The 19,856-nt window shown below is 65.2% G+C and carries 18 protein-coding genes and 2 pseudogenes; 10 read left to right on the plus strand and 10 right to left on the minus strand.

Translation table 11 applies throughout. The features are described from left to right. Window positions 1–40: 40 nt before the first annotated feature. The 8 genes and pseudogenes from V5735_RS06360 to V5735_RS06395 form a co-directional block, all read left to right on the plus strand. Window positions 41–1,225, plus strand: a pseudogene (locus V5735_RS06360) (LeuA family protein); the annotation flags it as partial. A gap of 343 nt (window positions 1,226–1,568) precedes the next feature. Next, window positions 1,569–3,455: a biosynthetic-type acetolactate synthase large subunit gene (ilvB, locus tag V5735_RS06365; protein WP_423745585.1), complete on the plus strand. Its 1,887-nt coding sequence runs from the start codon at window positions 1,569–1,571 to the stop codon at window positions 3,453–3,455. After that, window positions 3,452–4,171, plus strand: coding sequence for an acetolactate synthase small subunit (gene ilvN, locus V5735_RS06370; protein WP_423745586.1), 720 nt, complete (start codon window positions 3,452–3,454; stop codon window positions 4,169–4,171). The genes ilvB and ilvN overlap by 4 nt, the downstream gene beginning before the upstream one ends. A gap of 11 nt (window positions 4,172–4,182) precedes the next feature. Continuing rightward, a complete protein-coding gene (gene ilvC, locus V5735_RS06375; protein WP_423745587.1) occupies window positions 4,183–5,244 on the plus strand; it encodes a ketol-acid reductoisomerase in 1,062 nt (353 codons plus the stop codon). 91 nt (window positions 5,245–5,335) lie between these two features. Beyond that, window positions 5,336–5,575 carry a hypothetical protein gene (locus tag V5735_RS06380; RefSeq protein WP_423745588.1) on the plus strand — a complete coding sequence of 80 codons (240 nt, stop codon included), beginning with the start codon at window positions 5,336–5,338 and terminating at the stop codon, window positions 5,573–5,575. Continuing rightward, window positions 5,572–6,993, plus strand: coding sequence for a 3-isopropylmalate dehydratase large subunit (gene leuC, locus V5735_RS06385; protein WP_423745589.1), 1,422 nt, complete (start codon window positions 5,572–5,574; stop codon window positions 6,991–6,993). The genes V5735_RS06380 and leuC overlap by 4 nt, the downstream gene beginning before the upstream one ends. Next, a complete protein-coding gene (gene leuD, locus V5735_RS06390; RefSeq protein ID WP_423745590.1) occupies window positions 6,990–7,589 on the plus strand; it encodes a 3-isopropylmalate dehydratase small subunit in 600 nt (199 codons plus the stop codon). Before leuC ends, leuD begins: the two co-directional genes overlap by 4 nt. After that, window positions 7,586–8,566: an isocitrate/isopropylmalate dehydrogenase family protein gene (locus V5735_RS06395; protein WP_423745591.1), complete on the plus strand. Its 981-nt coding sequence runs from the start codon at window positions 7,586–7,588 to the stop codon at window positions 8,564–8,566. The genes leuD and V5735_RS06395 overlap by 4 nt, the downstream gene beginning before the upstream one ends. Window positions 8,567–8,585: 19 nt before the next feature. Here V5735_RS06395 and V5735_RS06400 read toward each other — a convergent pair whose 3' ends face one another. Further along, entirely contained in the window at window positions 8,586–8,819 is a 234-nt protein-coding gene (locus V5735_RS06400) for a hypothetical protein (RefSeq protein ID WP_423745592.1), read from the minus strand. A 187-nt stretch (window positions 8,820–9,006) separates the two neighbouring features. On the opposite strand from V5735_RS06400, the gene V5735_RS06405 reads away from it, so the two are divergent. Then, on the plus strand, window positions 9,007–9,426 hold the full coding sequence (locus V5735_RS06405; protein ID WP_423745593.1) for a VOC family protein: 420 nt from the start codon (window positions 9,007–9,009) through the stop codon (window positions 9,424–9,426). 30 nt (window positions 9,427–9,456) lie between these two features. Here V5735_RS06405 and V5735_RS06410 read toward each other — a convergent pair whose 3' ends face one another. From V5735_RS06410 to V5735_RS06450, 9 genes and pseudogenes are all read right to left on the minus strand, one after another. Continuing rightward, on the minus strand, window positions 9,457–9,867 hold the full coding sequence (locus tag V5735_RS06410; protein WP_423745594.1) for a hypothetical protein: 411 nt from the start codon (window positions 9,865–9,867) through the stop codon (window positions 9,457–9,459). A 56-nt stretch (window positions 9,868–9,923) separates the two neighbouring features. After that, the gene (locus tag V5735_RS06415) at window positions 9,924–10,721 is read right to left on the minus strand and encodes an ABC transporter permease (RefSeq protein WP_423745595.1); all 798 of its coding nucleotides are present in this window, start codon (window positions 10,719–10,721) and stop codon (window positions 9,924–9,926) included. Then, window positions 10,718–11,722 (minus strand): annotated as a pseudogene (locus tag V5735_RS06420) (ATP-binding cassette domain-containing protein). The gene V5735_RS06415 and the pseudogene V5735_RS06420 overlap by 4 nt, the downstream one beginning before the upstream one ends. 46 nt (window positions 11,723–11,768) lie before the next feature. Further along, window positions 11,769–13,085 carry an aspartate aminotransferase family protein gene (locus tag V5735_RS06425; protein ID WP_423745596.1) on the minus strand — a complete coding sequence of 439 codons (1,317 nt, stop codon included), beginning with the start codon at window positions 13,083–13,085 and terminating at the stop codon, window positions 11,769–11,771. A gap of 11 nt (window positions 13,086–13,096) precedes the next feature. Beyond that, window positions 13,097–14,434 (minus strand): dicarboxylate/amino acid:cation symporter, encoded by a 1,338-nt coding sequence (locus tag V5735_RS06430; RefSeq protein ID WP_007981742.1) that lies wholly within the window; start codon window positions 14,432–14,434, stop codon window positions 13,097–13,099. Window positions 14,435–14,929: 495 nt separating this feature from the next. Beyond that, complete coding sequence (gene ilvD, locus V5735_RS06435) at window positions 14,930–16,639, minus strand: dihydroxy-acid dehydratase (protein WP_423745597.1); 1,710 nt, start codon at window positions 16,637–16,639, stop codon at window positions 14,930–14,932. A gap of 87 nt (window positions 16,640–16,726) precedes the next feature. Next, window positions 16,727–18,106 (minus strand): FAD-dependent oxidoreductase, encoded by a 1,380-nt coding sequence (locus V5735_RS06440; protein WP_423745598.1) that lies wholly within the window; start codon window positions 18,104–18,106, stop codon window positions 16,727–16,729. Window positions 18,107–18,202: 96 nt separating this feature from the next. After that, entirely contained in the window at window positions 18,203–18,415 is a 213-nt protein-coding gene (locus V5735_RS06445; protein WP_423745599.1) for a hypothetical protein, read from the minus strand. Window positions 18,416–18,505: 90 nt separating this feature from the next. Then, window positions 18,506–19,390 carry a sulfurtransferase gene (locus V5735_RS06450; RefSeq protein ID WP_423745600.1) on the minus strand — a complete coding sequence of 295 codons (885 nt, stop codon included), beginning with the start codon at window positions 19,388–19,390 and terminating at the stop codon, window positions 18,506–18,508. Window positions 19,391–19,503: 113 nt separating this feature from the next. On the opposite strand from V5735_RS06450, the gene V5735_RS06455 reads away from it, so the two are divergent. Continuing rightward, complete coding sequence (locus V5735_RS06455; RefSeq protein WP_423745601.1) at window positions 19,504–19,794, plus strand: hypothetical protein; 291 nt, start codon at window positions 19,504–19,506, stop codon at window positions 19,792–19,794. The last annotated feature ends 62 nt before the right edge of the window (window positions 19,795–19,856 follow it).

A 19,856-nucleotide genomic window follows, 5' to 3' on the forward strand; every position in this document is an offset into this window, starting at 1 on the left:
TCGAGTACAATGTCACACAACGACATGACCCCTAACAGGGGGGGTCGAGTTCTTCGAGGGCACGTTAGCCCACACCGACGAGATTGAATCAGTTCGAATTTTCGACACGACGCTCCGCGACGGGGAGCAGACGCCGCGCACCTCGTTTACGCCGGACGAGAAACGCGACATCGCGGCGACGCTGGACGAGATGGGGACCCACGTCATCGAGGCGGGCTTCCCGGCGAACGGCGACGCCGAGTTCGAGGCCGTCCGCGACATCGCGGCGTCCACCCGCGCGACGACCTGTGCGTTGGCACGAATCGTCGACGGCGACGTGGAAACCGCGCTGGACACCGGCGCGGAGATGGTGCACGTCTTCGCATCGACCAGCGACGTGCAGATAGAGGATTCGATGCACACGACGCGCGACGACGTGACCGCCCGTGCCGTGAAAGCGGTCGAACGGGTCGCCGACGCGGGCGCGATTCCGATGTTCTCGCCCATGGACGCGACGCGGACGGACCCCGACTACATGGCCGAAATCGTCGAGGCCGTCAGCGAGGCGGGTGCCGAGTGGATAAACATCCCCGACACCTGCGGCGTCGGCACGCCGAGTCGGTTCGCCGACTTGGTGTCCCACGTCCGAGAGCACACCGACGCTCGCATCGACGTGCACACGCACGACGACTTCGGCATGGCGACCGCGAACGCCATCGCCGGAGTCGAGGCGGGCGCGGACCAAGTGCAGGTCAGCGTCAACGGCATCGGCGAACGCGCCGGAAACGCGGCGTTCGAGGAGGTCGTCATGGCCGTCGAGAGCGTCTACGGGGTCGATACAGGAATCGACACGGAACGCATCACCGAGCTGTCGGACACGATAGCGGAGTACAGCGCGGTGGACGTTCCGGTGAACAAACCGGTCGTGGGCGCGAACGCGTTCGCCCACGAGAGCGGCATTCACGCCGCGGGCGTCATTGAGAACAGCGACACGTTCGAGACGGGCGTGATGAAACCGGAGATGGTCGGGGCGCGACGCGAGTTCGTCCTCGGCAAACACACCGGAACCCACGCGGTACGGAAACACCTCCGTCAGTCCGGGTTCGCCCCGACCGACGCCGAGGTCCGACAGATTACGCGCCGGGTCAAAGACCGCGGCGCGGAGAAAAACCGCGTGACGGTGAGCGACGTACAACGATTCGCCCGCGAACTGGGCGTCGATTCTAGCGAGGAGGCGAACGCGTAACCATGGCCTTCCGCCGCTTTCCCACCCGCCGTGAGCCGCGGCCACCCCGACCGCGCAATAATTGCCCGGCACGTAAGGGCTATTTTGGTCGCAACGCGAACGGTGTTAACACAGATGCCACGACGACGTTCGACCCGCGGTTCGCAAGCGTCGAGCGTTGCGGCCGTGGAGCGCGTACGCATTATTGTAGGGGTCTAGCTACCCCTCACCTCTTCTCACCCCCGAACCGGAACGAATCGCAACCCAACAGCACGACGCATACGCGCATATCGATGACAGGCACACGACCGCAATCAGACCAGTATCGACCGACGAACACCGACCGAACCGAGGTGGCGGATTCGTGAGCGAACGCACGGTCCACCCCGTTTCCCGCGACGCGGACGAGGGGGAAGCGAACGCCACGGAACCGACGGAGGAACCGACCGAATCGGCGACGACCGATTCGAACGAACCGAACGCAACCGAGCCGACCGCGGACGAACCCACGACGGGCGCACAGTCGCTCGTCTCGACGCTGGAGGCCGCCGGTGTCGAAGCCATGTTCGGCGTGCAGGGCGGGGCCATCATGCCCGTCTACGACGCGCTGTTCGACTCGGACATCCACCACGTGACGATGGCCCACGAACAGGGCGCGTCCCACGCGGCGGACGCCTACGGCGTCGTCAAGGGCGAACCGGGCATCTGTCTGGCGACGTCCGGGCCGGGGGCGACGAACCTCGTCACGGGCATCGCCGACGCCAACATGGACTCGGACGCCATGGTCGCTCTGACGGGACAGGTCCCCTCCGGCATGGTCGGCTCCGACGCCTTCCAGGAGACGGACACGACGGGCGTCACGGCACCCATCACGAAGCACAACTACTTCGTGGGCGACGCGGACACGGTTGGGGATATGGTCGGCGAGGCGTTCGCGCTCGCCGAGACGGGCCGCCCCGGGCCGACGCTCGTGGACCTGCCGAAGGACGCGACGCTCGCCGAGACCGACGCCGAACCCGGCCGCACGGAAACGCCGGACACCTACTCGCCGCAAACCGAAGCGGAGTCCGACGCCGTCGCCGCCGCGGCGCGAGCCGTCAAGGGCGCGGAGAAACCGTTGCTCCTGTTCGGCGGTGGCGTGGTCAAGGGCGATGCGTGCGAGGAGGCGCGGCAGTTCGCCACCGAGCACGGCATTCCCGTCGTGACGACCATGCCCGCCATCGGGTCGATGCCCGAGGACCACGACCTCTGTCTGTCGTGGGCGGGCATGCACGGCACCGGCTACGCAAACATGGCCGTCACGCACTGTGACGTGCTGATAGCCGTCGGCTGCCGGTTCGACGACCGACTGACCGGCGGCGTGGACACCTTCGCGCCCGAGGCGGAGGTCGTTCACATCGACATCGACCCGGCCGAGATTTCGAAGAACGTCCACGCGGACTATCCGCTCGTCGGCGACGCGGGGACGGTCATCGAACAGGTCGATGCGGAAGTGTCGCCCGTGGACACGAACGACTGGGGAACGTGGCGCGAGCAGTGCTCGTCGTGGAAGGAAGAGTTCCCGTTGACCTACGACACTCCCGAGGACGAGCCGCTGAAGCCGCAGTTCGTGGTCGAGGCGTTGGACGAGGCGACGGACGACGACGCTATCGTCACGACCGGCGTCGGCCAGCACCAGATGTGGGCCGCGCAGTTCTGGACGTACCGCAGTCCGCGAACGTGGGTGTCCAGCCACGGTCTGGGAACGATGGGCTACGGTCTCCCCGCCGCAATCGGCGCTCGGTTCGCGGCGGACGCTGGGTCGAAGAGCCAGCGAGGCGGAGACGACGAAGCCGTCGGAGCAGCGGACGACGACCAGCAGGTCGTCTGCATCGACGGCGACGGCTCCTTCCAGATGACGATGCAGGAACTCTCCGTGGCTGTTCGGGAGAACCTCGACATCACCGTCGCCATCCTGAACAACGAGTACATCGGGATGGTTCGCCAGTGGCAGGACGCCTTCTTCGAGGGACGGCGGATGGCCGCCGAGTACGACTGGTGTCCCGAGTTCGACAAGCTGGCCGAAGCGTTCGGCGCGAAGGGCTTCGCCGTGGACGACTACGACGAGGTGGCCGACACCATCGAGGAAGCGCTGGCCTACGACGGCCCGTCGGTCATCGACTTCCACGTCGACCCCGGCACGAACGTCTATCCGATGGTTCCGAGCGGCGGTGCCAACGGCAAATTCGCCCTCTCGGAGGACCAACTATGAGCGGGGAAGACGCGACGGACGACCAGTCCGCACAGAACCCGTCCGGAGGAATGCCCGGCACCGCGCCCGACGACCGACCGCATCCCGACGGTCGCCGGAACGAACAGGGCATCCGAATCGACCCGGAAGCGGAGGCGGAACCGCGACGGCGAACCGCCGTCGTCTCCGCGCTGGTCGAACACGAACCGGGCGTCCTCTCGCGCGTCTCCGGGTTGTTCTCCCGGCGGCGGTTCAACATCGAGAGCCTGACCGTCGGCCCGACGACGGTGGACGGCCACGCGCGAATCACGCTCGTGGTCGAGGAGACGGAATCCGGAATCGACCAAGTGGAGAAACAACTGGCGAAGCTCAAGCCCGTCATTCAGGTGGGCGAGGTGGACGACCCGGCCGTCCGAGCCGAGTTGGTGCTCCTGAAGGTCCGCGGCGACAGGCCCGACGAGGTGCACGCCATCACCCAGATGTACGAGGGCCAAACGCTCGACGCCGGACCGCGGACCATCACGGTCCAGATAACGGGCGACGAGCAGAAGATAGACGACGCGGTGGACGCCTTCCGCCAGTTCGGCATCATCGAAATCGCCCGAACCGGCCAGACCGCGTTGGCTCGCGGCGACACGCCGACGACGCCCGGCGAGGAACCGGGCCACTCCACCCAACCGCCCGAGGACCCCCACGGCGCGGAGGACAGTGAGACGACCGACACGACCGAAAATTGAAGATTACAACAATGACTGATCACTACGACGCGACGATATACTACGACGACGACGCGGACGACAGCTATCTGAACGACAAGACGGTGGCCGTACTCGGGTACGGCAGTCAGGGCCACGCCCACGCCCAGAACCTCGCGGACAGCGGGGTGGACGTTGTGGTCGGCTTGCGGGAAGGTTCCTCGTCCCGAAAGGCGGCGGAGGCCGACGGACTCCGAGTTGCGACCCCGAAGGAGGCGGCCAGCGAGGCGCGGGTCGTCTCGGTGCTCGTGCCGGACACCGTGCAACCCGCCGTGTACGCCGACATCGAGTCCGAACTCGAACCCGGCGACACCCTGCAGTTCGCTCACGGCTTCAACATCCACTACGGTCAAATCGAACCGTCGGAAGACGTGGACGTGACGATGATCGCACCGAAGTCGCCGGGCCACCTCGTCCGCCGGAACTACCAAGCCGAGGAAGGGACGCCCGGCCTGCTCGCGGTCTATCAGGACGCAAGCGGCGAGGCGAAAGAGGAAGCACTCGCCTACGGCAAAGCCATCGGCTGCACCCGCGCGGGCGTGGTCGAAACCTCGTTCCAAGAGGAGACGGAAACCGACCTGTTCGGAGAGCAGGCCGTCCTCTGCGGCGGCGTCACGGAACTCATCAAGGCGGGCTACGAGACGCTCGTGGACGCGGGCTACTCGCCCGAGATGGCCTACTTCGAGTGCCTGAACGAAATGAAACTCATCGTGGACCTGATGTACGAGGGCGGCCTCGGCGAGATGTGGGATTCGGTCTCCGACACCGCCGAGTACGGCGGTCTGACCCGCGGCGAGGTCGTCGTGGACGACCACGCCCGCGAGAAGATGGAGCAGGTGCTCGAAGAGGTGCAGAACGGCGAGTTCGCCCAGCAGTGGATCGTCGAGAACCAGGCCGGACGCCCGTCGTACCGCCAGAAGCGAAAGGCCGAGAAGAACCACGAAATCGAGGAGGTCGGGGACCGTCTCCGCCAACTGTTCTCGTGGTCGGAGACGGAAGACGAGGAATCGGAATCCAAGGAAGAGGAACAAGAGCGGGTGACAGCAGATGACTAGCGATGTTCCGGAGGAACATCGAAAAGCGAATAGCGCGGAACACCGTTCCGCGGACAGTCGAGCGGCAACGCCGCGAGACGACGGTGAAACCGTGAGCAGCGATGGTCCGGAAACGATGGGAGAGATAAGCCACGTCCACCCCTTCGCCGACCAAGGGGCGATGACGCGCGTGTTCAGCCGCGGCAGGGTCGTCGCGGACGGCGGGGACCACGAATCGAACGACGAGGAGACGAAGACGATGGCCGACATCGAGCACGAAGCGCCCGCGGGAGCGGGTGACTCGGCGGGCGTCTTCGAACGCGGCCACGAGTTCCGGGTACAGTACCGATGAGCGAGGGAACGCTCTACGACGAGGTGTGGGACCGACACCGGGTGACGGACCTGCCGACGGGCCAAACCCAGCTGTTCGTCGGCCTGCACCTCGTCCACGAGGTGACGAGTCCGCAAGCGTTCGGGATGCTGGAGGAGCGCGACATGGAGGTCGCGTACCCGGAGAACACGCACGCGACGGTGGACCACATCGTCCCGACCGCGGACCAGTCGCGCCCCTACAGCGACGACGCCGCGGAGGAGATGATGTCCGAACTGGAGGAGAACGTCCGCGAGGCGGGTATCGACTTCTCGCACCCGAAGTCGGGCGACCAAGGAATTGTTCACGTCATCGGGCCGGAGCAGGGGTTGACCCAACCCGGTATGACCATCGTCTGCGGCGACAGCCACACCGCGACGCACGGCGCGTTCGGCGCGCTGGCGTTCGGCATCGGGACGAGCCAGATTCGGGACGTGCTCGCCACCGGGACGATAGCGATGGAGAAACAGAAGGTTCGTCGGATTCGCGTCACGGGCGAACTCGGCGAGGGCGTCTCGGCGAAGGATATCGTCCTCGAAATCATCCGCCGCCTCGGGACCGACGGCGGCGTCGGCTACGTCTACGAGTACGCGGGCGAAGCCATCGAGAATTTGGACATGGAAGGCCGGATGAGCATCTGCAACATGTCCATCGAAGGCGGCGCTCGCGCGGGCTACGTCAACCCCGACGAGACGACGTACGAGTACCTGCGCGAGACTGACGCCTTCGCGGATAATCCTGAAAAATTCGAGGAACTCAAATCCTACTGGGAGTCCGTCCGCTCGGATGAGGACGCGACCTACGACGACGAGGTGGTCATCGACGGCGACGAACTCGAACCGATGGTGACGTGGGGGACGACGCCCGGACAGGGCGTCGGTATCACGGAACCGATTCCGGACCCCGAGGACCTACCGAAAGACAAGCGGGAGACGGCGCGGCAGGCACAGGAACACATGCGCGTGGAACCCGGCGAGACGATGGCGGGCTACGACATCGACGTGGCGTTCGTCGGCTCCTGTACGAACGCCCGACTGCCGGACTTGCGACGGGCGGCCGCGGTCGTCGAGGGACGCGAGGTCCACGACGACGTGCGGGCGATGGTCGTCCCCGGCAGCCAACGCGTGAAGGCCGCCGCGGAGGAGGAAGGCTTGGACGACGTCTTCCGCGAAGCGGGATTCGACTGGCGCGGTGCCGGTTGTTCGATGTGTCTCGGCATGAACGACGACCAACTCACGGGCGACGAGGCCAGTGCGTCCTCCTCGAACCGTAACTTCGTGGGACGACAGGGCAGTCCCGACGGACGGACGGTCCTGATGAGTCCGGAGATGGTCGCGGCCGCCGCGATTCGCGGCGAAGTGACCGACGTGCGCGAACTGCCGGAGGTGGCGAGCGCATGACCGACGAAATCACGCACGAATCCGGAACCGGAATCGCCGTGCGCGGCAACGACATCGACACCGACCAGATAATCCCGGCGCGGTTCATGAAGGTCGTCACCTTCGACGGGTTGGGCCAGTTCGCGTTCTTCGACCAGCGGTTCGACTCGGAGGACAATCCGGAACCGCACCCGTTCAACGAGGATAAACACGAAGGCGCGTCGATACTGGTCGTCAACGCCAACTTCGGCTGTGGCTCCTCGCGCGAGCACGCCCCGCAAGCGCTCGCGCGGTGGGGCATCGACGCCATCGTCGGCGAGAGCTTCGCCGAAATCTTCGCGGGCAACTGTCTGGCGCTGGGGATTCCGACCGTCACCGCCGACGCCGAGACGGTCGAGGCGTTACAGGATTTCGTCGAGGAGAACCCCGACGCCGAAATCGAAGTCGACGTGGCGGACGAGACGGTCCGCTACGACGACCGAACCGTCCAGGCGAACGTGGACGACGCCCAGCGGCAGGCGCTCGTGGAGGGCGTCTGGGACACGACGGCGCTGATGAAGTCGAACGAAGCGGAAATCGAGAAAACGGCCGAGAACCTCCCTTACGTCGAACAATGAGCGAACAAATCGCGGTCATCCCCGGCGACGGAATCGGACAGGAAGTAGTACCAGCGGCACGGCGAGTCCTCGAAGCCGTCGGACCGGAGTTCGAGTTCGTGGAAGGTGACGCGGGCGACGCCGTGAAGCAAGAAACCGGCGAAGCGCTCCCGGACGAAACCCGGACGCTCGTCGCGGCATCCGACGCGACCCTGTTCGGAGCGGCGGGCGAGACGGCAGCCGAGGTCATCCTCCCGCTTCGGAGCGTGGTGGACTCGTTCGTCAACGTGCGTCCCGCGCGGGCCTACCCCGGTACCGACGCGCTTCGCCCCGAGACGGACCTCGTGTTCCTCCGCGAAAACACGGAGGGCGTCTACGCGGGGCACGAATCGCGGCTGAGCGACGATATGGCGACGTTGACCCGCGTCGTCACCGAATCCGCCTCCGAACGGCTCGCCGGGTTCGCGTGCGAGTACGTCGAGGGGCGCGACGAGGAGTCGTTCACCATCGCCCACAAGGCCAACGTGATGCGCGAGACGGACGGCGTGTTCCGCGACACGGTGGACCGCGTTGCGGACGTTCACAGCGTCCCGCACGACGAGATGCTGATGGACGCGCTGGCGACGCACCTCTGCTTGCGCCCCGAAGAGTACGACGTCATCGTCTGTCCGAACCTCGCTGGCGACGTGCTCTCCGACCTCGCCGCGGGACTGGTGGGCGGCTTGGGCTTGCTTCCCTCCGCGAACATCGGCCCGGACAACGCCCTGTTCGAACCGGTCCACGGCACCGCCCCGGACATCGCGGGCGAGGGCGTGGCGAACCCCGCCGCGACGATGCTCTCGGCGGCGATGTTGCTGGAGCACCTGGGCTACGACGGGGACGGAGCGGCGGTCAGGGCGGCCGTCGAATCCGTGCTGTCGGACGGGCCGCGGACGCCGGACCTCGGCGGCGACGCGACCACCGAGGACGTGACGGAAGCGGTGCTGTCGCGGTTGTAACGTCCTTCTTCTTTCTCTTTCAGGGCCAAACGGCGAGAATCACCATCAGAACGCCGACGGCGCCCAACACGCCGAATCCGAGTCGCGTCGTAACGACCTTCCATTCGGCGGGTTCGACCTCACTCATCGGCGTCGTGCTTCCGATGGCGTCGGCCTGTTCGCTCATTCGGGCGAAGTAGTAGCCGAATCGAGTACCCAGCGCGCCGAGGGTTACGGCACCGAACCCGATGAGCATCGTTCCGAAATCGATCATTATTGGGAAGATTAATGGGTGCGATAAATGCTTTCTGCGCCGAACGATGGGCTCGGATTCATCTCCGAGGCGCGGAGATGTCTCGATGCACGTTCACCGTCTCACGCTCGAAACGAGGAACAGACAGCCTATCAGGCAACGGTGACCGGACCGGAACGACCATTCGCCTATCCGAAGAAGTGACCGCATGGACCTCCTCGACGGCGTGTACGAGACGCACGTGGGCGTGGCTGATTTGGACCGGGCGATGGATTTCTACGGCGACATGCTCGGCCTCGAACTCGGTCGGCACGACCCGGGAAGGAAAATCGTCTTCTACTTCACCGGCACCCCGCGCTCGATGCTCGGCGTGTGGGAGAAAGAAGACCCGAAATCGAGCCATTTTGCGTTCCGCGTCTCGGAGGACGAGGTGGACGAGATGCTGCCGTTCCTCGAAGACCGCGACATCGAACCGCGCGCCGCCTTCGGCGTCGAACCGGAGAACCAATCGTCCACCCGTGGATGCCGAGCGCGACGGTCTACTTCTCGGACCCCGACGGCAACTCGCTGGAACTGCTGGCGGACCTGTCCGACGACCCCGACTCGGACGGCGACCCGATGTCGCTGAGCGAGTGGCGCGAGCGACAAGAGTAGTTCGTCACGTCGCGCTCCAGCCGTCGATTTCCCCGGCGTCGGCGTAGTGTGCGAGAAGAAAGACGACGAGAGAGAAAAACAGCCCCGCGACGAAGCTCTCGACTTTCGCAATCGGGAGGTCGACCGTGAGCATCGCCCACCAAACGCCGACGGCGAAACAGACGATGACCGCCACGCGGCCAGCCCCCCCGATGTCTCGAAACCACTGCCCGAATCGCTTTCCGAGGCTCGTGGTTCCGGCGGGACCCATTCCGAACCCGCACAGCACGAAACCGACGGCGACCCATGTCCACGAAATTTCGTCGTACGGGTAGAGGTCTATCGCCGTCGAGACGCTGAACAGAACAACGATGCCGACCTCCATCCACGTCGGCGGACGGTCGGGGAACCAGTCGGAGACGGTTTTGGGGACCACGATGGCCCGTAATTGCAACCTATGTTACTAATAAACTCGTGTGCTCGGCGAACCGCTTAGTCGGTCAACCCGTACCCCTTCCGGAACAGGTACGTGTCGATACCCATCACGACGAGCGTCAGTCCCGTCAGCACGGCGAGCGAGAGGTTCGGGTCGAGTTCCGACGCGCCGAGGAAGCCGTATCGGACGCCGTCGACCATGTACACCATCGGGTTGAGCATGGTGAGGTCGCGGTAGATGCCGGACGGGAGGCTGTCGAGCGTGTAGAACACGCCGCCGAAGAAGACGAGCGGGCGGACGATGAACTGGTTCATCATCGTGAGATTGTCCCAGTCGTCCGCCCAGAGGCCGCCGACCACGCCGAAACTGGAGAAGAGCAGCGTGATGACGACGGCGAAGGCGACGAGGTAGAACGGACGGGCGACGCCGACGGACGTGAAGAACGCGCCGAGGACGGCGATGAGCGCCCCGACGAGCAAGCCCCGCGTCGCGCCCGAGACGATGTAGGAGGCGACCATCCGCGAGTAGGACATCGGCGAGGTCAGCGTCTCCTCGATGTAGCGGTTCCAGCGGCCGTGGAAGATGGAGAAACAGGAGTTCTCGAAGGCGTTGGAGATGGCTCCCAGTACGACCAAACCGGGCAAAATGAAGACGATGTAGGGGACGCTCTGTCCGTCGAATTTCATCATGCCGACGCGGTTGCCGAGGATGACGCCGAACACGGAGAAGTACAGCACGTTCGTCACGAACGGCGGAACGAAGGTGTTGCGCGGGCGGCGGAGGAATCGAAGGATTTCCCGGCGAGTCAGGGTGACGAATCCCGTGAGACCAGCGGTATCGGTTTCGCCGCTCACGCGCCGTCACCTCCCGCAACCGCGGCGAGTTCGGAATCGTCGCGGTCGTCCTCGTCGGGCGATTCGCTCCCCGTCGTCTCCCCGGTTCGCGTCATCTCGACGAACACCTCTTCGAGCGAGGTGCGCGAGATGTCGAAGTGGACGATTTCGAACCCCTTTCGGTCGAGTTCGCGGACGAGTTCCGGGGCGAGCAGTCCGGCTTCCGGGGCCGTGACGACGAGTTCGTCGCCGTCCAGTTCGACGTCCTGAATCTTGTCCCGACCGGCCGACAGGTGCGGCGCGGATTCGGGCGGGTTGCGGAGCGAAATCGTCACCTTGTCCGGCCCGCGGCCCATGAGTTCCTCGGGGCTCGCCACCTCGACGATTTGGCCCGAGTCGAGGATGGCGACCTCATCGCAGAGGCGTTCGGCCTCCTCGATGTAGTGGGTCGTGAGCAGAATCGTGGTGCCTGACTCGTTGAGTTCGGTGATGAGGTCCCACAGGTCGTGGCGCAACTGTACGTCCACCCCAGCGGTCGGTTCGTCCAGGATGAGCAGGTCGGGTTCGGTGATGAGCGCTCGCGCGAGGACGAATCGTCGCTTCATCCCGCCGGAGAGTCAGTCGAAGCGCGTGTCGCGCTTGTCGTAGATGCCGACCTGCTTCAACACCTCGTCGGCGCGGTCCCGCGCCTCCGACTTCGGAATGCCGTGATACCCGGCCTTGTGCTCCAGCACCTCCTGAATCGGGAAGAATCGATCCACGTTGAACTCCTGCGGCGCGAGTCCGATTCGGTCGCGCGCCTCGCGGTAATCGTCTTCCACGTCCGCACCAAACACCTCGGCCGTCCCGCCGGATTTCTTCACGAGGCCGACGAGGATGTTGATGAACGTCGTCTTGCCCGCACCGTTCGGACCGAGCAACCCGAAAAACGACCCTTTCGGAACGTCGAGGTCGACCCCCTTCAGCGCCCGTACCTCCCCGTACTCCTTTTCGAGGTCACGTATGCGTATCGCAGAATCCATCGAACGTGTCGTAACAGTCGGGGACGGTTAAGGGTGCTGAACCCGGTCAGACGTTCCCAAGCACGTCGTCGGCGGCGTCCAGATAGGCCGCCAACTCCGCCTCGCCGTGGGCGAACGAGAGGTGGTGGCGCTTGTACGGGTTCGGCGTGAAGAAGTGACCGCGTTCGCGCATCCCCGCCGCGAACTCGCGGAACCGCTCTTCGTCCAAGCCGAGGATGTCCTCGTAGTTCTCCGGTTCCCCCGTCGCGCCGAACTGGACGCTGAAGATGCTCCGGTGTCCGACGACGCGACCCTCGATGCCGTGGTCGGAGAGCAGGTCCCGGAGTCCGGCCCGATACTCGTCGCCGAGGTCGGTGACGTGGGACTGCACGTCCTCCTCGACGATGGTGTCGATGGTCGCGCGCGCCGCGGCGAGTCCGGGAAGGTTACCCGAGTACGTCCCGCTGATGACGACGCCGGATTTGTTGTCGCCGCCAGCCTGTTCGAGCAGGTCCGTTCGCCCGCCGACCGCCGCGATGGGGTAGCCGTTGCCAAGCGCCTTCGCAACGCAGGTCAGGTCGGGCGTGACGCCGAACTCGCCCTGTGCGCCGTGCGGCGAGTGGCGGAAGCCGGTGATGACTTCATCGAAGATGAGCGGCACGTCGGCGGCCCGCGTCACCTCTCGGAGCGTTTCGAGGAACTCCTGTCGGGGTAGAATGCAGCCGACCGAGTGAGGGACGGGTTCGAGGATGACCGCCGCGATGTCGTCGCCGTGTTCGCGGAAGACCGCTTCGGCGGCCTCGCTGTCGTTGAACGGGACGACGAGCGTGTTCTCCACGGCGGACGAGAGCATCCCCTCGGATTCGGGATGCGGCTCGCCGAGTTTGTCCTCCGGCGGGTAGACGCTCACGTCCACGTAGTCGTGCCAGCCGTGATAGCAGCCCTCGAACTTCAGAATCTTCTCGTTACCCGTGTACGCTCTGGCGAGTCGAATCGCGTGGTACGTCGCCTCGCTCCCGCTGTTACAGAAGTTGACCTGCTCGACGCCGGGGAGGTAATCGACCAGTCGCTCGGCGACATCGACTTCGAGGGGAGCCGTCCCCGTGCCGTAGAGGACGCCGCTGTCGATGGCGCTTCGGGCCGCCTCGTCCACTCGGTCGTCCGCGTGTCCGAGGATGATAGGACCGAAGCCGAGGTGGTAATCGACGTACTCCTCGCCATCGACGGTGGTCAGCGTCGCGCCGTTTGCGCGTTCGAACGCTACGTCGCCGGTGTCGTACGCCTGCGCTCGGAGTCCGGTCTGTGCGCCGCCCGGAATCACCTCGCGGGCGCGTTCGACGATTCGCTCGCTCCGCGTCGTGTCGGTTGTCGGTTCCGAATTCATGGATAGGGAGGTTAGTCGTCACCCGTGATAGTGTTGAGTGCGTCGCTCCGGCCGATGCTCTCGTCGTCGGCCCAGACGCCGGTGCCGAAGTCGATCGCGTCGTTCCACTTCGCCACGAGCGTCGTGACCGCGAGGTCGCCGGTGATGTTGTTCATCGTCCGCATCCGGTCGAGCAACGGGTCGATACCGAGGACGAACGCGATGGCCTGAATCGGCAGGCCGACCTGCGTGAACACGACGGTCATCATGACGATGCTCGCGCCCGGAACGCCCGCGGTTCCGACGCTGGCGATGAGCGCCGTGACGAGGATGCTCAACTGCTGTGAAATCGTGAGCGTCGTGCCGACCACGTTCGCGGTGAAGATGGCGGCGATACCGAGGTACATCGCCGTCCCGTCCATGTTGATGGTGGCACCGAGCGGCAGGGAGAAACTGTACACCTCTCGGTCGATGCCGAGGTTCTCGTCCGCGTTCGACATCGTGACTGGGAGCGTCCCGCTGGACGAACGGATGCTCAACGCCGTCACCATGGCGTCCTTCCCGCCGCGGACGAAATCCATCGGCGAGTGACCGACGAGTCCGCGGACGATGACGAGAAGGTACACTATCGATATCTGGAGGCCGATGGCGATGGCGAGCGTGGCGAAGAGCTTGAACAGGGAGAGGATGGCTTCCGGTCCCGTCTGGGCGAACAGCGCGGCCATCAGCGCGAACACGCCGATGACGCCGTACTCCATGATGCCCCAGACGATTTTGAACATCACTTCGGCACCCGCCTCAACCACGTCGAACGTCGTCTGGACGCCGTTGTAGACGTCGGACCCCTCTTCGGCCTCGTCGCGGACGACTGTCAGGCCGATACCGAACGCCAGCGCGAAGAAGATGACGCCGAGGATCTTCCCCTCCGCCATCGCGCTGAAGGGATTCTGGGGGACGATGTTCAGGAGGACGCTCGCGAGTCCCGACGCCTGTTTCGTCTCGACGGCCGGTTTCGCCAGCGCGTCCTTGAGGTGCAGTCCGACGCCGGGGTCGATGAGGTTCGCCACGCCGAGACCGATGGCGATGGCGACCCCCGTCGTGAGGAGGTACAGGAAGATAACCTGTCCGCCGACCTTTCCGAGGTTCTTCGGCGAGAGGTTTCGCGCCGCCATCACGAGCGTGAACACGACGATGGGAACGATGACCATCTTCAGCAGTCGGACGAAGAGGTCGCCGAGGGGTTGGAGGTTCGTCGCCGGTTCGCCGACCACGAGTCCCACGACCGACCCGAGGACGAACGCCGCCGCGATACGGTAGATGATGGCGACAGATCGATAGCGTCGCCATGCCCGTTGTACAACACTTGCCATACGTCTTCAATAGTACCCAAAAACAATGCAAAAACACTTCGATTCTCGGTAGAATATAGGAATGAATCCCAATAATAACTATTATATTGAATATATTTACATTTCGGGAGTGTGGCAATAGGTGGTCATCGATGGTCACCTCTGTCGTCCGGTGCCGTCCTCGTCGTTAGCGCTCGCGCTCGGTGAGAGAATTGTCGGAAGGAATACCGTCTGAACTGGGTGTCGTTACTCCCGCTTCGCGCCCGGATTCGTCACCGCGCCAGTTCCACCTTTTTCCGCGGTCGGAGGCAGAATCCGGCGCGGTTCTCGCCGGATTCCGCTTCTCCCTCGAAAAATCTGGACCAAAAGCCGAGTCACCCCGCTTCCGTCGCTCCTTTCAGTCGCTCCGTCGGGGGTTTCTCGGCCCGCTTACTTGGCTCACGGCTCCGTTCCGTCGCCGTTCGCACCCGAGGCGCAAAGCGTCTCGTCTCGTTCGCGGTGGGGGTGCTTGCGAAGTTACTCCCGCTTCGCGCCCGGATTCGTCACCGCGCCGTTGGCCGCCGACCCGAACGTCTCGCCGTACTTGGCGAGAACGCCGGTGTCGTAGCGGGGGTCGTCCGGTTCCCAGTCGTCCAGTCGCGCGTCGAGTTCCTCCTCGGAGAGGTCCACGGAGAGTTCGCGGTTCGGGATGTCCACCGTGATTTCGTCGCCGTCCTCGACCACCGCGATGGGGCCGCCGTCGCGGGCTTCCGGGGCAACGTGGCCGACCATCGGGCCGCGGGTCGCGCCGGAGAACCGGCCGTCCGTGAGGAGCGCCACGTCGTCCTCGTGGCCCTGTCCGACAACGGCCGCCGTCACGCCGAGCATTTCGCGCATTCCGGGGCCGCCGCGCGGACCTTCGTTTCGGATGACAAGCACGTCGCCGGATTCGATGCCGCCCTCTTGTACGTACTTCATCGCGTCCTCCTCGTTCTCGAAGACGCGGGCCGGGCCGCTGTGGTGGAACGTGTCCTCCCCCGTGACCTTCAGCACCGACCCGTCGGGCGAGAGGTTGCCCTTCAGGATTTTGATGGCCCCCTCCTCGTGGAACGGGTCGTTCACGGGGCGGAGGAAGTCGGCGTCGGAGTCGCCCGACGCGCCGATATGGTCGAGTTCCTCCTCGATGGTGCGGCCGGTCACGGTCATCGCGTCGCCGTGGATGTAGCCCCCGTCGAGCAGTCGCCGGAGGACGACGGGGATGCCGCCCTCGTCGTGGAGGTCCTTCATGACTCGCGTGCCGCCGGGTTGGAGGTTGGCGATTTTGGGCGTCCGGCGCGAAATCTCGTCGAAGTCGTCGATGTCGAGGTCGATTCCGGCCTCCGCCGCGAGCGCGAGGAGGTGCAGGACGGCGTTGGTCGAACCGCCCATGGCAACCTGCACCGCGATGGCGTTCTCGAACGACTCGCGCGAGAGGACGTCGGACGGTTTGCGGTCGTTTTCCACCGCGTCCAGCACGAGTTCGCCCGCCCCCTCCGCGACCTTGTACCGTTCCGGCGATTCGGCGGGCGGGCTAGCGGACCCGAGCGGTGCGAGGCCGAGGACTTCGCTGATGGTCGCCATCGTGTTGGCGGTGAACATCCCGCCGCAGGACCCCGCGCCGGGACAGGCGTCGTGTTCGAGTTCGACCAACTCGTCCTCGGTCATGTCGCCGTGGGCCACCGCGCCGACGCCCTCGAAGACGTTCTGAACCGTCACCTCACGGCCCTCGTGTTCGCCGGGGAGAATCGACCCACCGTACAGGAAGACGGTCGGCAGGTCGGTTCGGATGGCCGCCATCATCATGCCGGGGAGGTTCTTGTCGCATCCCGCGACCGTGACGAGGGCGTCCATGCGCTCGCCGAAGGCGACGAGTTCCACGCTGTCGGCGATGACCTCCCGCGAGATGAGACTGGCCTTCATCCCCTCCGTCCCCATGGATATGGCGTCGGAAATCGTGATGGTGCCGAACTCGATGGGCATGCCGCCCGCCTCGTTCACGCCGTCGATTGCTGCCCCGGCTACGTCGTCCAGATGGACGTTACAGGGCGTGATGTCGGCCGCGGGGTTCGCCACCCCGACCATCGGCGAGGAGAGGTCGTCGTCGTCGAAACCCATGGCGCGGAACATCGCCCGGTGCGGCGCGCGTTCCGGGCCTTCCGTCACTTCTCGGCTCCGCAACCCGTCGTCTTTCTCCGTGCTGTTGCTCATGACTGTGAGTAAGGGCGGCACGCCGAGTTAAAGCCTCCCGAAGCGACAGACCTTGCTGTCGAATCGCCCGCGGCGCCCGGTCGGGAATCACGCCCGCTGTCGAACGAAGTCGGCCGACCACCCGGACGGCTTGAGGACGCGCCACGCGACGGCCGGGCGGAACAGCGAACTGGGCGGGCGCTCCATCATCAACACCCGGACGAACGCGGTGGCGAGTTCGCCGTCCGTGTGCGCCTTGCGAATCAAGCGGGAGAGGTACCTGCCGACGAACACCGTGCCGCGCGGTTTGGGACCCGTCGTCCGTTCGAACGCGAAGTCGTTGCCGACCCCCAACAACCATGCGGTATCGACGACCGGTTCCGCGCGGTCGAAAAAGCGGAGCGCGAGGTTCTCTCGACCACCCGCGGACAGCGTGTGATGCAACACGAGCGCTTCGAGCGCGGCCACCGACATCCCCTGTGCGTAAACCGGATTGTAGCTGGCGATGGCGTCGCCGACTACGAGGAGACCGTCGGGGAATCTGTCGAGGCGCTCGTAGCGATATCGCCTGCTGGCGGGAAACGGATAGCGATGGACGGCCTCCGCAACGGGCGGATGCTCGTCGAGCAACTCCTTCACCTCGGAAACGGGGAGGCTTTCGGCGAACTCGGTGAACCCCTCGAAATCCCCCGGCGGAACGTCGTCGTGGACGCCGTTCATGTTTACCACCCAGCGGTTTCCCTCGACGGGGGCGGCCATCCCACCGCGGGTGTGCGGCGGCGCGGGCGGCACGAGGAACGTCCGACGGTCATCGGGCGGTCGCTCGACGAAGGTGGTGCTGTAGTGCACGTCGATGTGCACCTCGTCCAGCGGCGGCGGCGCGTAGCCGTGGGCTTCCAGCCACTTCGGCGTTCGACTCGTTCGGCCCGTGGCATCGACGACCAAATCGGCGCGCGCTTCCTTTCGCTCCCCGCCTTCGTGGAGCACGACGCCCTCCACGGCCGTCGCCGCGTCGTCACAGAGGAACTCCACGAAGCGGCAGTTCGGGCGGAGATGCACGTCGTCGAGGTCGGACACGCGCCGTCGAACGACCTGCTCGAACAGTGGCCGAGTCGCGGAGATGGTTTCCATCGGCGTCGGTCCGTGGGCGAGAAAATCCCCTTCGCTGTAGAACTTCACGTCGCTCGAGAAATCGTTGACGACCGCGCCGTCGGAAACGAGCGTCTCGCTGAATCCCGGGAACAGATCCTCCAGCGTCGCCCGTCCGGCCTCCATGAGCGCGTGCGGTTGGCGTCCTTGCGGGACGCCGGGACGGGCGACCGACTCGTCGGGAAACGAATCACGGTCGACGACCGTAACGTTCTCGAACCGGTCGGACAACACCCGCGCCGCGAACAGCCCGGCCATTCCCGCCCCGACCACCACTGCCGTCCCGCTCCGCGTCGACGAATTTGCGCCGTCGTACCGCGGAACGGTTGCCAAGGTCATGCGGACATCCCTCCCCACCGCTGACTTCGCGCAGCAATGTGTTAACTATTACCACATCATCCGTCTTCGGAGGTTCGACGGCACGGAGTCCCTCTCTCACGTCAGTTCGGACAGAATTCTCGTCGTCAGCTCCCGCGCCCGTTCGACGTGCTCGTCCGCCTCCTCGCTCCCGGTCTCCTCGACGTGCGAAAGCAACTCGTCAGCCTGTGAGATGCGCTTTTCCACGACCGATTCGGGCGCGTCTCGGGCGTCCCCAACGACCGCTTGTGCTTCGCCGAGGTACTGACTCGGGCGCGTGGCGACCGGCAACGACGCCGTGGCTTCCAGATGGTCGTACAGTTCGGCGACGAGTTCGTGACGTTCGGTGATGGTGGCGATTCGGTACCTCGGAAAAAGAAGTTACTCCTCGCCGGTTTCGATGGGCGCTCGAACCAGATTTCCCCACTCGGTCCACGACCCGTCGTAGTTACGCACGTCCTCGAACCCGAGCAGGTCGTGGAGCGCGAACCACTCGATAGCGGACCGCTCGCCGACGCGACAGTACGCGATAACCGACTCCTCCCCGTCTACGTCGTGGTCGCCGTACAGTTCGCGCAGGTCGTCGGCGGACTTGAACGTCCCGTCGTCGTCGAACACTTCGGCGACCGGGATGTTGCTCGCACCGGGGACGTGGCCGCCGCGCTGGGCCGTCTCCTTCTGCCCTTCCGGTGCGAGGATTTCGCCGGTGAACTCCTCGGGCGACCGCACGTCCACGAGCGGCAGACCTGACTCCATGGCCTTCTCCACGTCGTCGCGGTAGGCGCGGATGCTCTCGAACGGACCCTTGGCTTCGTAGTCAACCGAGGGATAGTCCGGAGCGTCCGTGGTCGTCGGGTAATCGTTTTCGACCCAGTAGTCCTTCCCGCCGTTCAGCACGCGGGCGTCCTCGTGGCCGTAGTATTTGAACTCCCAGTAGGCGTACGTGGCAAACCAGTTCGGAATCCAGCCGTCGCCGTAGAACACGACGGTCGAGTCCTCGCTGATGCCGTACCCACCGACCACGTCCTCGAAGTCCTCCTTCTTCAGGATGTCGCGTTCGGTGCGGTCCGACAGGTCGTCGTCCCACTGCATGCCGATAGCGCCGGGGATGTGTCCCTCGTCGTACCGCGACGGGAAGTCGGTATCGGGGATTTCGGGACTGTTGACCTCCACGAGTCGATACCCCAGGTCGTCGCTTTCGAACTCCTCGATGTTGTCCTCCACCCAATCCGCCGAGACGAGAACGTCGTTTGCGTACGCTGACATCGAACTGTGGACGACGCCCGACGGCAAAACTCTCCCGGCCAGCGCGACCCGTCTACCGGAACGACCGCTTTCCCGCCCGAAGGACTACTTTCGCGGCCGTCGTCGTTCGACGCATGCCAGTAACCTCGATACGCGAAACGGTTTCGACGCTCCGAGAATCGCGGGAGGCGATTCACGAGGGGGGAATCGCCATCGCCGAAGCGAGGGTCGAACTCAGAGCGCGCTACGACCGCGCCCAGCGTCGAATCGACGACATCGACCGCGCCCTCGACCTGCTCCAGAAGGAGGGTCCCGAAACCGACCTCCGGGAGCTGCTCGAACTGCTCGACAGCGACGGCGCGTCCCCCGAACGCGCCGTGGGCGACCGTCCGGACGGAGAGGTCCCCGCTATTCCGTCACGGTGACGGAAACGACGGGGGCGAACTCGACGGCCTCGTTTACGTCTCCGACGCCGGAACACCGCGCA

Origin of the sequence: Haladaptatus sp. SPP-AMP-3 (assembly GCF_049568665.1) — an archaeon.
Lineage (GTDB): Archaea > Halobacteriota > Halobacteria > Halobacteriales > Haladaptataceae > Haladaptatus > Haladaptatus paucihalophilus.

Bases quoted from the DNA above. Each gene is read 5' to 3' on its own strand.
- ilvN (WP_423745586.1), top strand. From the start codon at position 3,452: ATGAGCGGGGAAGACGCGACGGACGACCAGTCCGCACAGAACCCGTCC.
- ilvC (WP_423745587.1), top strand. From the start codon at position 4,183: ATGACTGATCACTACGACGCGACGATATACTACGACGACGACGCGGAC.
- leuC (WP_423745589.1), top strand. From the start codon at position 5,572: ATGAGCGAGGGAACGCTCTACGACGAGGTGTGGGACCGACACCGGGTG.
- leuD (WP_423745590.1), top strand. From the start codon at position 6,990: ATGACCGACGAAATCACGCACGAATCCGGAACCGGAATCGCCGTGCGC.
- V5735_RS06395 (WP_423745591.1), top strand. From the start codon at position 7,586: ATGAGCGAACAAATCGCGGTCATCCCCGGCGACGGAATCGGACAGGAA.
- V5735_RS06400 (WP_423745592.1), bottom strand. From the start codon at position 8,819: ATGATCGATTTCGGAACGATGCTCATCGGGTTCGGTGCCGTAACCCTC.
- V5735_RS06405 (WP_423745593.1), top strand. From the start codon at position 9,007: ATGGACCTCCTCGACGGCGTGTACGAGACGCACGTGGGCGTGGCTGAT.
- V5735_RS06425 (WP_423745596.1), bottom strand. From the start codon at position 13,085: ATGAATTCGGAACCGACAACCGACACGACGCGGAGCGAGCGAATCGTC.
- V5735_RS06430 (WP_007981742.1), bottom strand. From the start codon at position 14,434: ATGGCAAGTGTTGTACAACGGGCATGGCGACGCTATCGATCTGTCGCC.
- ilvD (WP_423745597.1), bottom strand. From the start codon at position 16,639: ATGAGCAACAGCACGGAGAAAGACGACGGGTTGCGGAGCCGAGAAGTG.
- V5735_RS06440 (WP_423745598.1), bottom strand. From the start codon at position 18,106: ATGACCTTGGCAACCGTTCCGCGGTACGACGGCGCAAATTCGTCGACG.
- V5735_RS06450 (WP_423745600.1), bottom strand. From the start codon at position 19,390: ATGTCAGCGTACGCAAACGACGTTCTCGTCTCGGCGGATTGGGTGGAG.
- V5735_RS06455 (WP_423745601.1), top strand. From the start codon at position 19,504: ATGCCAGTAACCTCGATACGCGAAACGGTTTCGACGCTCCGAGAATCG.